Source organism: Draconibacterium halophilum (assembly GCF_010448835.1).
In the GTDB taxonomy this organism is placed as follows: Bacteria; Bacteroidota; Bacteroidia; order Bacteroidales; family Prolixibacteraceae; genus Draconibacterium; species Draconibacterium halophilum.
In genome coordinates this window covers 1,240,337-1,253,787 of the sequence record NZ_CP048409.1, presented here as the reverse complement: position 1 = coordinate 1,253,787, position 13,451 = coordinate 1,240,337, and the positions used below count along the sequence as shown (strand labels likewise).

General features: G+C 38.0%; 9 protein-coding genes and 1 tRNA gene. 2 read left to right on the top strand and 8 right to left on the bottom strand.

Going from position 1 to position 13,451, the window contains the following annotated elements; genetic code table 11:
- Positions 1-49: 49 nt before the first annotated feature.
- Positions 50-739, bottom strand: a complete 690-nt coding sequence (locus tag G0Q07_RS05050; protein WP_163345063.1) for an energy transducer TonB — start codon at positions 737-739, stop codon at positions 50-52.
- Between the two features lie 147 nt (positions 740-886).
- Here G0Q07_RS05050 and G0Q07_RS05045 point away from each other — a divergent pair.
- Both G0Q07_RS05045 and G0Q07_RS05040 read left to right on the top strand, forming a co-directional pair.
- Positions 887-960 (top strand) — tRNA-Ala (locus tag G0Q07_RS05045).
- Positions 961-1,432: 472 nt separating this feature from the next.
- Complete coding sequence (locus G0Q07_RS05040; RefSeq protein WP_163345062.1) at positions 1,433-1,819, top strand: hypothetical protein; 387 nt, start codon at positions 1,433-1,435, stop codon at positions 1,817-1,819.
- Between the two features lie 188 nt (positions 1,820-2,007).
- Here the strand turns inward: G0Q07_RS05040 and G0Q07_RS05035 are convergent, their stop codons facing one another.
- The 7 genes from G0Q07_RS05035 to G0Q07_RS05005 form a co-directional block, all read right to left on the bottom strand.
- The gene (locus G0Q07_RS05035) at positions 2,008-2,445 is read right to left on the bottom strand and encodes a hypothetical protein (protein ID WP_163345061.1); all 438 of its coding nucleotides are present in this window, start codon (positions 2,443-2,445) and stop codon (positions 2,008-2,010) included.
- A gap of 125 nt (positions 2,446-2,570) precedes the next feature.
- Positions 2,571-3,065, bottom strand: a complete 495-nt coding sequence (locus tag G0Q07_RS05030; protein ID WP_163345060.1) for a hypothetical protein — start codon at positions 3,063-3,065, stop codon at positions 2,571-2,573.
- Positions 3,066-3,677: 612 nt separating this feature from the next.
- A complete protein-coding gene (locus tag G0Q07_RS05025; protein WP_163345059.1) occupies positions 3,678-4,544 on the bottom strand; it encodes a hypothetical protein in 867 nt (288 codons plus the stop codon).
- A complete protein-coding gene (locus G0Q07_RS05020; protein ID WP_262888008.1) occupies positions 4,537-6,411 on the bottom strand; it encodes an AbiJ-related protein in 1,875 nt (624 codons plus the stop codon). The genes G0Q07_RS05025 and G0Q07_RS05020 overlap by 8 nt, the downstream gene beginning before the upstream one ends.
- 152 nt (positions 6,412-6,563) lie before the next feature.
- On the bottom strand, positions 6,564-9,596 hold the full coding sequence (locus G0Q07_RS05015; protein ID WP_163345057.1) for a type I restriction endonuclease subunit R: 3,033 nt from the start codon (positions 9,594-9,596) through the stop codon (positions 6,564-6,566).
- Complete coding sequence (locus G0Q07_RS05010) at positions 9,589-10,905, bottom strand: restriction endonuclease subunit S (RefSeq protein ID WP_163345056.1); 1,317 nt, start codon at positions 10,903-10,905, stop codon at positions 9,589-9,591. Before G0Q07_RS05010 ends, G0Q07_RS05015 begins: the two co-directional genes overlap by 8 nt.
- Positions 10,906-10,907: 2 nt before the next feature.
- Entirely contained in the window at positions 10,908-13,100 is a 2,193-nt protein-coding gene (locus tag G0Q07_RS05005) for a type I restriction-modification system subunit M (protein ID WP_163345055.1), read from the bottom strand.
- Between the last annotated feature and the right edge of the window lie 351 nt (positions 13,101-13,451).

Below are 13,451 nucleotides of genomic sequence, written 5' to 3'. Positions count from 1 at the left end.
TAAAAAATAATCTTCACATGCAAGTGAATTTTTAATTCATTTCAAATTTCTATTGCAATACAAAACTAATGGGCACGGTGTAGCGCACTTTTACTTCCGTATTACCCTGTTTGCCCGGCTTCCACCGCGGCATCGATTTCACTACGCGAATTGCCTCAAGGTCAAGTGCCGAGTCGACTCCGCGCGTCAAAGTTACGTTAAAAATATTTCCAGTTTCATCGATAACAAAGGTTACAAAAACCTTGCCTTCAATTCCATTTTCCTGAGCGATTAACGGGTATTTTACATTTCGTGCTAAGTAGCTTAATAAAGCAGCATCTCCTCCCGGAAATTCGGGCATTACTTCCGCTATGTTTAAAATACCATCGAGATTCTCTTCGCCCGGGTCTTTTCCAGTTTCCATTATATTGCCAAAATCAATCATTACCGGTTCATCCGGTTCTTCTCCTTCCCAAATTAATTCTTCATTGATTTTTATATCGTCTTTAATAACTTTAAAAACCGGTAGTTTGATGATGGGTTTTTCCGGCTCCGCGTTTTCGGTCTGAGTACGTGGAATTACCAAATCCTCGGGTGGAAAGTAATCTGTACTTCCCTGAACAATCATGGGTTTTCGAACAGGTTGTTTCCACTCAAATGCAAACAATGTAAAACTAAGTGCAACTACCATCCCTACCAGAAACAAAGTTGTCTTTTTACCTTCAAGATCAGTTTTTTTTGTTTTTTTATTGTTCATCATGGCTTCTAATTTTAATTGGATTGTCAATAAATAAAAGAACACCGGCTTTTTTGTTTTCTGCAGTTACATTAAATTACTGCAAAAACTCTACCAAAAAATAAATTTGATTGATTCTGAAAAATATTTTTATATTTGCAGCCACGTTTTGGGGGATTAGCTCAGTTGGCTAGAGCGCTTGACTGGCAGTCAAGAGGTCACCGGTTCGACTCCGGTATTCTCCACCTGATTTTCAAAGAGTTACAACACTACAAGTTGTAACTCTTTTTTATTTTCATACACAAATACATACACAAATACATCATTAGCTACCCTTTTTTTGCAGCTTACCCTGAATGCCATTCCTGAGCGGATCCAGTTAAGAAATGAATACATCTTTCGTGAGTATAATTCTGCACGTTATAAATGGACGATTTGTATATAGAATCTTCAGTTATATATAACCTGTGACATTACAGTCAATCACACCTAACGCTATAATACTAATAATCTACAAGTTACACCTTCGTGGATTCTGTTAATATTTTTGGAATTCTTGTTTTTACCTAAACCCTCATGCCTTTCGGCGCTACGTATTGTGTTGTACTGGACTATGTGAAGACTCAATATAGTAATCCATTGGTTCCATCGAACACATTTGCGATTCACAGTTACATTCAAATTATCGATATCATTAATTTAAAAATTTAACCGTGTATGAAAAATGTATTGTTATTACTTACACTATTTGCTGCTTTACTTTCGTCATCTTGTAGCAAGGATGAGCTTCCTGATGATGAGTTATCAAACACATCCTGGAAGTATATCAGGTCCTCCGATGGGCTTGCTAAAACCATGTCTTTCTCTGATGACCATCAGGTTGAAGGCGTAATGAACGGCTCTGCTTATCACGTTGAATGGAGTGGTAACTATTCTCCTGTTGACGAGTCCTCTGGTAAATTCGTTGTTAACCTGGACAAGTTCAGTCAGTATCCCTTAGATGACAAATCCTTATCGAGCTTTAAACTTGATTTGAGTAATGATCATCTTAGTGTTATTGATATTGACACCGGTGAATATGTTGAAACTTATACTAAAGATTAATTATACAGGGGAGGAAACTCTCCTGTTTTCTTTTTTTTGTATTTATCTATCTAAAAACCGTTCGTTCTCCTTAACGTAATATTTATGGTTGCGTACTTGCTCAATCTGATCACATGAAGCTATAGTTGCCAGTACTATAAAAGCCATTAAGTAGTGATGGACACATTTCATCGCACCTCCCAAAAGGTTTAGGCTCTTTTCTTTGTTACTCCTTTTTCAGTATGAAACATAACTGCCCCACCGCTTCCTTGGTCAAAAAACCACGAATACCCCTTGGAATGGGTGTTTAAAATTAGCGTTCCATCATGATAGCCTCCTTCACGCTCAACATACAAATAAGCATCCCATAAATAACTCTTGTCACCGTCAACTTTGATTTCTTTATAAGAGGATGGTTCTATTTCATATTTAATTACAATTTTTCCATCTTGCTTTATCTTCATTGTGTCCTTTGTTAATATGAGCTCAAAATCTAATGGATTCATTTCTGAAGTATAGGTTGATTTAATTCCATGATGTGTTCCTTTATATACATACTCATAATCTTTATCACTCAGTGCTGTAATACACTCATTAGGCATTCTTTTGTTGAAAAGATTCATTTGATTTATTTTTATAGATTTCAATTAAAAAATTCTTAGTTTGTTTATCATTTCTTTTTACAACGATTTACTATTCCAATCACAATCGCTATGAATAGTATTATTGCTCCGATTATAGCTCCGTTAAAAAGTAGTACCCACATTCTCTATTAGTTATTAAATTCTTTTGAATTAATGAACATTAACACTCGCTGTTCAGATGATGTAAATTTTGCACCTGCGACATTTGTTGTTCTCTTATTTACCTCATAACTTAGAATATGAGATTTTCTTTTATTTACCTTGTCGTAATATTCAGTAAGGTGGAAGTTTGTTTTATCCGCATGCTCCTTTCCTAAAGGGAAGTAATACTTGCTAATTTTTTTTACAACTTCAGTTTCTTCTTTATCTATATTGCTTCCATACATTTCTCGTCCAACAACGAATATTTCACCATCTATTTTTATTGTGACGTCTATTCCTCTAAAAGATATTTCCGTATTACTACCATAATCTTCGTAGTTTCCAATCTGTTGGGTTCCGGCATTATTCATTTTTGTTTCTCGAATTATGTCATACGTGTATGTTTGAGCAGAACTTGTTATCGCTATCAAGGTTATAATTACAATGAGGCTGATAGGCTTTGGGACATTAGATTTAACCATAGTAAAAGTTGATTTTGTGTCTTATTGTTTATTCGGTGTTCAATATAAACAATATTGTTAGAGTGCGAAACTAAATTATGTTTATATTATCAACTTCATGTTAGGAAATAAGGTGTTCCTCCGCCTATTCAGCAAGACCAATGCCATCCCGGCAAGCACTTTATATTTAGTTTCTGTTTTATATGGAATATAAAGTACTTACCGTCCTTCGGATTCGTTACTCTCAGGCTGTCATAGTTCTTGAGGCTCAGTCGTTGTCGTCACGGCAGCTTCCTCTGTATTATAAGCACATGTAGTCGTTCCTCTATACATGAGCTTATAATCCACCCGCTGCCCGAGTTAGGCGAGCCTGCAGATCGCTCAAGCTTCAACCAGGATTGATTAAGTGATGGTCTGGCGGTTTCGTCTATTCCGTTCCTACGTCACTACACAGATATCACACAAACCGGTCTCATACTTCAACCTGCTTTTTGTGAGACCCTCGCTCAACTCGCAGGCGGCTCGCGAAGCTTGAATAATAACTGCAATCCACTCCGGTCATTGCACTTCTTATCCAGCCGATTGAAAGACTAGTCATATTAAAAAACTAGATTAAGGAATACTTTTTAAATTTCATACTGATTGTTCTTGGCTTACAAGGGAAAGAAAATCCTCATTATTTACCAATGCTATTTCCAGAATTGATTTCCAGTAGTTTTGCCCATAATAGATCTTATTCCTCAAACTTGTTTCTTCTATTAATTCCTTAACCTCTTCTATTTCCAATGTTTGACTGAACGTTCTTATTATGTTCTCAAGAGGAGAAATTACAACATCATTATTCCTTTCAAATCGCTCACACAAATGCAATCTCTCATAGTGGTTCCTGATAAGATTATATTTGGCTTCGTCAATATTATTTCGATTATCTATGTAGAACTCTGTTGTTATTACATTTTCCTCCAATTCCACTCCGATATTGACAAACAGATACTGTTGTTCAGGTAATTCATCTAGGTATAGATTTAGAAACTGAATTCTGCCATCAATCCTCCATATTTTGTTTTTATAAGAGTTACACGTCGTACATGATGGAAATATATTTTTAGGATGCACCGTATACTCTGGAAACTCTTCTTTACTTACAAAATGGTCCATCGAATTGATTTCACTAATTGTACAGTTCTGACAAGTATTTAATCTCCTATTGAATTCAGAGGTTGTAACTTCTAATTTTAGTTCTTGAATCAGCCTACTTTTAAAACGATATAATTTGAGTAGGTCAGATTTTTCTATATTCTGATACCCATGACACTCTAGGTTGTCCAGTGTATTTTCTTCAAAGTTTTCATCATACTCTTCAAATTTTTGTTCTATCACTTCGGCCAGTTCCCTTACTCTGTCTTTATAGGTGGGATCTTGATCTGTATTTCTCTTTGACTCTAATATTGCATTATGAAAATCAAAGCTTTGGCCTTGGTAAGGTCTTAGATTACGCATTTGTATTCCGGATTACACTTTTGATATACACTTTTGCATTCAGGCTTAAGGGGGTCGCATCTGACTCTATTAATCCAACAATCTCTTCATAAGATTTCTTTTGACCAACTAACTGATCAATTATCGATTTATAATATTTAGGAATATCTTTATTTCCAAATACCTCTTCAGCCAAAACAGTTAAGTTCTCTCCGAACGATTCGAGTCCGATTTTTCTTATCGCAGGTGTGTTCTCATGTCGTTCCATTATGTACACATTCCTTGATAAACATTCCCTAATAACAAGTGGAGAATGTGTTGCAAGAATACAATAGGACTGAAACTCATTAACCAAGCTATAAATTGTATTCATCAACTGGGTTATAGCATTAGGGTGCAAATGCGTTTCTGGTTCATCGAATAGCAGAAGTGAATCATATCGAATATTTGCAACTATCTGGGTAATTATATATAAAATAATACTTTCTCCTGAACTCAACTTTTTTCTTGCTTTTCCGAAACCTTCCAGTGATACTTTGTACTTGTTGTGTCGAGATGTTATATCCTCCCTTTCAATTAGAAACTCTGATACAACCTCCTCCTCTATAAAATTCAACAATACTCTTCTCCATTTATTTATTCTTTCAATTTCTTCTATCTTTTTCCATGAATTATGAAATCGCAAGAGCAATCCCTGGTCCGTTAACATGGTCCCTTTCTCGTTTCTTAGCCCACAATAAACATAATTAAATGTTGCCATCTTTTTAGGGATCTGGAAAGTGTCAAAGATACTGTATGAAACAGCTATCACTCTGCTAAACAATGGAATTGTCGGGTCAAAGCAATCGTCTCTCCTCTCAGCGATGTTTATTGGCAGTGAAGTTATTAATTGAGTTTTCCCTGCACCATTCTTCCCTATTAAAGCATAGACTCTATTCGGTATTTCACTGTCTTCTCCAAATTGGAAATCAACATTTATCGCCTCTCTCGAATATTTAGGAATGAATTTATATTGAAATGAATAGAGATTATCTAGACTTAATCCTGCAACTAAGTGCTTCGCTTCTCGAAGAGTTCTTTCTTGTTCATCAAACCGCAGTAAGGAGTTATTAAAATTGTCATCCTTTTCAAACTTCTCGTGTGTTTCTGTAAAGAAAGCAGCATCTCTTAAAGCAAATAATAATCCTAAAAATTCCTTCCCTAGTAAATTGCTCAGGTTCTGATAATACCCTAGACTCATCCCTAGTGAACAGTAATCGTCATTTAACTGTACGAACGATTCTGGGATGCTATCAATATTGTTATTATTTTTTATTATTATTTTCACATATCCAACTAATGATGGATTGCCAGTCCAATCGTAAAAGAACATTGCAAATTGACTACGTACACCATAGTCATTCCATCCTTCATTAAATACTAAAACAATTGAGTTAAATACTTCCGGCTTTTTATGATTCTGATATCTATCAATTCTTCCTTTTGGACTCTTATCTACGTATATTGGTATCGTGTTCCTTTTTAAATCTATAGGATACTGTTCACTTTCGTCATATTCCCGTACTGTATAAACTGGAAGGTTTTCTCTATCATAATCAGAGACAGCTAGTTGAAGCTTATCCCTCTGAAGTACATCATTAATTCCTAGTACATAATGAACAATATCATCTTCATCAATTCTGAATCCCGGACTGACGACACTCTCTATAAATTTTATGAAAACTGTATCATCTTCCAGCAATTTCAATCTATCTATGAAAAGATATTCAACATCCCAGTCCTCGTTATTTACAGTATGCTGTATGATATCTCCCTCGGCATCGCTAAACCGGGGATCTTCAGAAGGCATGCTCTTCAAATCCCAAACACTACTAAGAAAATTTAATATCCCCTATTCCCATCTTCTCGAAAGGGATCAGTTCTTTTTACAATCTGTTCAAATATAATTTTCTTATTAGATCTTTCAATTTTCGGTTGCATATCCTCTGTCCTATTGTGTTCGTTTGTTTTAGCTTAGTGCAATAATGGAGTTCTAAATTCTTACTTCCGCACCCGATTATAAACATCCTTACCTACCTGTTTGGCGGCTACCTGCATCATTTTATCATCATTCATTAGCTTGGTGAAGATCTCTTCGTTACCGTCCATTCGTTCTATAAACAGTCCTTCCAGCATCTTTCCGAAATAGTACATGAAGTTCTCATAGGAATTAACTTCCGCCGCTTCGCGTATCTTTTCATCTTCCATTGCAGTCTCTATAACCTGGTCGAAGAATAGCTGATCTGCTAATGTAAACTCTGTGCCGAAGCGATCGTTTAGTTTATTTACAAGCGTCGATAGTTGCACCTCTTCTTCTTTAGCTGATCCGGTACCTACTTCTGTTGCGCCGTATAGCTGTTCTGCTTCGCCTGCTTCCAAATCTATACTTCCTTCGCTTATCTTTTGTAATCGGTAGTATTTAAGCTCTACTTCGTCTTCCAGTTCAAACTTTCCGGTTTGACGTTTGGGAAGCTTTGTGTTTAAGAAGCGGAGATACGTATATAATTTTTCAAGGTCTGAATCCTGATAAGGTATTACCTGCGACAGGAACGAATAAAGGTTACGAAAGCTCACCAGTTTACTTTTAAACTCTTCTTGTTCCTGTTCCTCCAAATCTCCAAAACGCTCAATAGCCTTGTCCAAGATGCTGTTCATCTTCTTATGATCGCCGGGTGTAGGTTCCTGTCGGTTTTTAAACCATACGTCGCAAAGTGCTGTAATCTCTTCTTCGGTAAATACGCGATACTCCTGTAATCCATGCTGAAGAGTGTAGAGCTGATGGGGATCTCCATCTGGCCCCTTCTCTGTTATCTCATAGTACGGTTTAAACGACTCATATATCTCTTCCCGGTCATTTTCGAAATCCAATACAAAGGTATCCTCCTTCCCTGACGCGATTCTATTTAACCGGGAGAGTGTTTGTACTGCTTGAATTCCCGACAGACGCTTATCTACGTACATAGTATGTAGCAATGGTTGATCAAACCCTGTCTGGTATTTCTCGGCTACTAACAATACCTGATATTCATCGGTGCTGAATTTTTCGGGTAACTCCGTCTCTTTTACTCCCAGATTCATTCCGGTTTCGGAGTATGATTTATCCGGAAAGTCAGGATCTATTACAGTGCCAGAAAAAGCAACCAGTGATTTAACATCAGTGTAGCCTTTATCTTTTATGTAACGATCAAATTCAAGCTTGTATTTAACTGCGTGTAGCCTCGAACGTGTTACGACCATAGCCTTAGCCCTTCCCCCGATCTTATGCTTTGTAAATGCTCTAAAATGCTCTACAATAACTTCGACTTTCTGGCTTATGTTATGTGGGTGTAAACTCATAAACCTAGCTAAAGCTAAGGCTGCCTTCTTTTTAGGCACCTCGGGATCATCTTCAATTGACTTTATAAGTCCGCAGTATGTTTTGTAGTTTGTATATTTTTCCAGCACATCCATAATAAAGCCCTCTTGTATAGCTTGCTTCATACTATAGTGGTGAAATGGTGACTTACCTGTCTTTCCGGGCTCGTTGAAGACCGCAAGAGTCTTAAACTTTGGGGTTGCTGTAAATGCAAAATAACTTATGTTTTTCTGCTGCGGCCGTTTTAGCATTTCCATAAGGATAGCTTCCTTTGCTTCGTCTGATAGCTCTTCATCATCCATATCCAGAATCTGTTCAGCTATAGCCGACTGTATACCGTCCCTATTCAACACCTTGCGCAATTCCATAGCACTCTCACCTGATTGCGAACTGTGCGCTTCATCTACTATTACTGCAAATCTTTTGCCTGCTGTGTCTATCTTTACTCCTTCCCCTTTCTTCTCCAAGGTTTCAATGGCCTGGGCGATGAACGGAAACTTTTGTATGGTAGATATGATTATCGGAACTCCACCTGATAAGGCTTTGGCTAGTTGCTTTGTATCCTCGTCAATCTTTTTAACTACTCCTTGCTTGTGTTCAAACTGGTAGATTGTGTCTTGCAACTGCTGATCAAGCACCCTCCGGTCTGTTATTACTATTACAGAGTCGAAGATTTTCTCATCCTGTTCGTTATGCAGACTTGATAGTCGATGTGCAAGCCATGCTATAGAGTTCGATTTGCCCGAACCGGCTGAATGTTGTATTAAGTAATTGTGTCCCGAGCCTTTATGTTTCGAATCACCTACCAGACAACGAACTGCATCTAATTGATGATACCGTGGAAAGATCATCGTTTCCTTTGTTTTGCGAACGATACCCTTCTTGGTGACTACCTGCTTTTCTTCAACTTGTAAATGCATGAACCGGGAGAGGATATCTAAGAGCGAATCCTTTTGCAAGACCTCTTCCCAAAGGTAGGCTGTTTTGTAGTTGTTATCGTTAGGGGGATTACCTGCTCCGTAATTGTGCCCCTTATTAAATGGAAGAAAGAAGGTGTCTTTACCTGCAAGTTTAGTAGTCATCGATACCAGATCTGGGTCAACCGCAAAGTGTACCAAGGCACGTTCTTTGAAACGAAATATCGGATCAGCAGGGTGACGATCGAACTTGTATTGATGTATAGCATTGTCAATGGTTTGACCGGTCATATGGTTTTTAAGCTCCAACGTAACCACTGGCAAGCCGTTTAATGATAGCACTACATCTAAAGAAAGGGCAGGATTCTTCGGGCTGAAATGTACCTGACGAGTTACTGTTAATATATTCTTCTCGTAGTCTTCCCAAGCCTGATTATTAATTTTTGTGTTAGGTGTAAAATAGGCTAAGCGAAAGGCTTTTCCGAAACATTTAAATCCATGACGTAACACATGAAGAGATCCCTTCAAACCTAACTCTTTCACAAGGTCGTTTACAAGTGTTTCTTCTGCACGATCTCCTATTATGTCTACAAGTGCTTCCCACTTCTTTTTCTGAGTATCTTGGATAAAACCAATTACATCACCTGGAAATAAGGCTTTATCAATATCATATGCCTTAGGATCTCCTTTAATATAACCTCCTGAAGGGACCAGTGCCTGTTCTATTGCTTCTTCAAAACGTATCTCGGTGTGTTTACTCATAGGCGTTCTCCTCTCTTACGTCGATTTGTCCTGTAACTGCCGCATTGATTAATGCCTCTCGATATTCTTTTAGCTGGGTTATACTTTGTTGTATTTTTCTATTCGTCGAGTCTATCTTTCTTACTTCGGTTTCTATATAATCTGAGATTCTTTTTTGTTCATTCAGTGGCGGTATAGGGCACGGGATATTGCCGATCATTTCCAGGTTAAGGCCATCTCTTCCATCCTGACTTGACATTCCTCTGATTTGTTTATATTTTGAGTTTAGCCACCAAAGATAAAACTTAGGTTCTTGATCTGTAATATTAATAACTGCGAGTGATTGATTACAAGTCGCCTTTATCATTGTTTGTGCGACCATACCTTTCGTTTTTCCTTGCCCTGCGAGCGCCATTAGAAGTGCGCCTGGTTCAAAATATTTTGCACTGCTTTTTATGTATCCCTCTTCTGTGATATAATTCGATGGTTCTGAGATGAATAAATTGTTTACAATGCCTGAATTAAACCAAGGAATATTTCCATCGTACCAAAACTCAGGCTTCGTTTTATCAGGCGTACCACCAGAATATCTTGAACTAATCCATTTTAATGTAACAGTTTTCCAATTCTTTGGTATCTCTCCCAACCAATCTATACCTGTTTCCGTCATCTCCACATTTGGTTCTATTCCTTTGGTTACGGCTTGAGTAATGACCGCTGTTCGCTTCTCTGCAAGTAGTTTTAGAAGATTTTCTTTATGCTCAATAAGATTGTCTATCTGCGTGGTTTTGTACTCCAGGAAGTTAGCGATTTGCTCTTGCTCTGAAATGTTTGGTTTTAACGTTCGTAAAAGACACAATTTACTTGACTTAATTCCAAGCGCTGTTGATCCTGTTGCTAACGATAAAAGGCTTTGTTGAAAAAATTTACTTTGTAAATAATACTTAAAGTATATTGCGTTTATAAATTCTTTTCTTGGTCTGAATTTAATTATTCTTTGTGCAAAAGCTACGTCCACTTTGTCTACTAGAGCAATTTCTCCAAGTGGTGCCTCTGTCGTAAATAATATATCATTGATCTCTGGCTTTCCCCGCCTCATAACTTCTTCATAACTATCTTCCTCAATATATTCCTTTGATAGTTCGTAATTAATTATACCATTTTTGATATTTTTTGCGGTTACCAAAAAGATGCCGGACTCCACCTTTTTCGGTGTTTTTCCTCTGTAGTCAACCAATGAATCCAAATACCTCAATGTAGGGACGTATTCCCATTCCTCCGGAATTTTATGGAGCCACCTACCCTGGAACTTTTTATATTTATAACCCATCTTTATATTCTCATTTCTTTTAAAAGACCCAATATTTCCTTTTCAATTGTCTCGATATCCTTTTCAATATTTTCTAATTGTCTTGGTGGCTCGAATACATAGAAGTGGCGATTTAATGGTATCTCATACCCAACTTTGGTTTTCTTATGATCTATCCATGCATCTGAGACGTGTGGAAGAACTTCCTTTGCTAAGTATGTTTCGCAGTGATCCTCTACAATATCTAGTAGTTCTGTGTTCTTAGCTTTCTTATCGTATTCCATCGGCAGAGGTAAATCGATATTATCAGCTAATGGCACCAATTCTGTGTCACGCAATGATGGGTCAGGCTCTGGATTTCCTCTAGTGTCTTTACAAATTGTGGCGTCTGGATCACGCTCTGAGAGTGCCCATACAATGGCTTTTTGTACAGTAGCATCCAACTTTAAACCTGCTTGTTTTATCTCTTTCCTAAGCATCTTCTCAAATACTGCTCTATCCATTATCAACTGGTTGCTTTTCATTCCTTCTAGCACTTCCATAATGGAATTCTGTAAGGCTTTGCCGGCTTCAATCTCTTTCTCCATCTCTTCCTTATTCCTGCGCTTCTTTGTTAGTACTAAGGCTCTAAATGCTGCCTGATCAGGAACTCTTTGGATGCGTTCGTCATTGACAAGAAAGTTTAAGCGTAGGGGGCGTTCTACTGTCATCTTAAGATATCCGAACTCGCGATTATCAAATATCTTTGAGGCTATCTTTTCTTCCGGTTTACCCTCGCATAGGAATTTAGATACTGCTTCGTGTCCAAACTCTCCGTATAAGCGAGTTATTTCCTGTATATGCTCGTCTGACAGCTCGTTACGTTTATCACCTAAACTCTTACCCATTTTTTGGTAGTGCTTAGTACCGTCTATCAACTGTACCTTTCCTTTGCGTTTCTCCGTTTTTCGGTTTGTAACCAACCAAATATAGGTGTATATGCCTGTATTGTAAAAGAGTTGATTAGGAAGAGCGACTACAGCTTCTAGCATGTCGTTTTCAATTATCCAGCGTCGGATGTTACTCTCTCCTGAACCAGCATCACCGGTAAAAAGTGGTGAACCATTAAACACAATCGCGATTTTGGAACCATCGCCACCATTTGCAGGGCTTGGATGCATTTTCGAGATCATGTGCAGTAGGAACAATAATGCACCATCGTTAATCCGGGGTAGGCCGGGACCAAAGCGACCGGTAAAGCCAAGGTTCTTATATTCCTTTTCGACAGTATTCTTCTGAGGCTTCCACTCTACCCCGAATGGAGGATTGGCTAACATATAGTGGAATTGCTTTCCCGGATGTCCATCGAATGTCTTTCCATCTCCCAGCGTATCACCCATCACAATATTGTCAAGCGGTTCATCCTTGATTAAAAGGTCTGAACAGCATATTGCATATGATTCGCCGTTATATTCCTGACCGAACAGAATAAGGTTTGCATTAGGATTCTGCTCTCTAATATGCTCCTCTGAAACCGATAACATACCGCCCGTTCCGCAGGTTGGGTCGTATATCGTGCGAATGATTCCGGACTTGTACACGTCCTCTTCATCGGTGTAAATGAGGTTTGCCATCAAACGGATTACTTCACGCGGAGTAAAGTGATCTCCTGCTTCTTCGTTCGCTTGCTCATTAAACTTTCTTACCAATTCTTCAAACACATAACCCATCTGTAGGTTTGTAACACGTTCAGGATGTAGATCGATGGTCTTTCCATCCTCCGGGTGAATAAACTCCCTAACGATCATGAATAACCGATTAGCTTCGTCCAGCTTGGCTATCTCGTCTTCAAACTTAAATTTCTCAAATATCTCTCTTGCCTTAGGAGAGAATCCATTGATGTAGGCCACCAGGTTACGCGCAATGTTTTCTGAGTCAGCTATCAGCTTCCTAAATGTGTAATTACTGGTATTGTATAATGGATGTTTACGTTCGCCGGAAGCTGTTTTCGCGAGCATTTTATCTATAACATCGTCGGAATACTTCCCTGATGCTTTTAACTGTTCGTATTTCTTTGCTACCTTCTCGTGGTTCTCTTCCAACACACAATCGAGTCTTCTCAGCACGATCATTGGAAGCATTACTTTACGATATTGTGGTGGTCGGTATGGTCCTCTTAATTTATTTGCGATATTCCAAATCAGTCCAACTAATTCGGAGTGCGTGTTCTGTGTCATTTAGTATAACGTATTAAAAATTTTCACCTCTGGTTTACAGCAAATGGTTGATTGCTTTTAAAGGAGACTAAAAGTACAAATACATTTCATTATTCAAATTCTAACTTTTGAAAAATTTATGTATTACGCGAATGTGCGTGCGCCCTATACTATTTTAAAACACAACGCTGAGGGGAAAGTACCCCGGGGTGTTTCCCTCTATAAATGCAATGTAGCTTCGTAAATTATTCGCAGGGTGCTTAATACGCTCGTTTTAGTACCTCCACAACACAGATAACATCGTTTTATGGTGCTATCTGTTTAATTTCACTGATTTCCTGCACAGACTGAATCAGTTGTATTCTTTGATAC

Coding starts and splice junctions, on each gene's coding strand:
- G0Q07_RS05010 (WP_163345056.1), bottom strand. CDS start 10,905: ATGGGTTATAAATATAAAAAGTTCCAGGGTAGGTGGCTCCATAAAATT.
- G0Q07_RS05005 (WP_163345055.1), bottom strand. CDS start 13,100: ATGACACAGAACACGCACTCCGAATTAGTTGGACTGATTTGGAATATC.
- G0Q07_RS05025 (WP_163345059.1), bottom strand. CDS start 4,544: ATGCGTAATCTAAGACCTTACCAAGGCCAAAGCTTTGATTTTCATAAT.
- G0Q07_RS05050 (WP_163345063.1), bottom strand. CDS start 739: ATGATGAACAATAAAAAAACAAAAAAAACTGATCTTGAAGGTAAAAAG.
- G0Q07_RS05040 (WP_163345062.1), top strand. CDS start 1,433: ATGAAAAATGTATTGTTATTACTTACACTATTTGCTGCTTTACTTTCG.
- G0Q07_RS05030 (WP_163345060.1), bottom strand. CDS start 3,065: ATGGTTAAATCTAATGTCCCAAAGCCTATCAGCCTCATTGTAATTATA.
- G0Q07_RS05015 (WP_163345057.1), bottom strand. CDS start 9,596: ATGAGTAAACACACCGAGATACGTTTTGAAGAAGCAATAGAACAGGCA.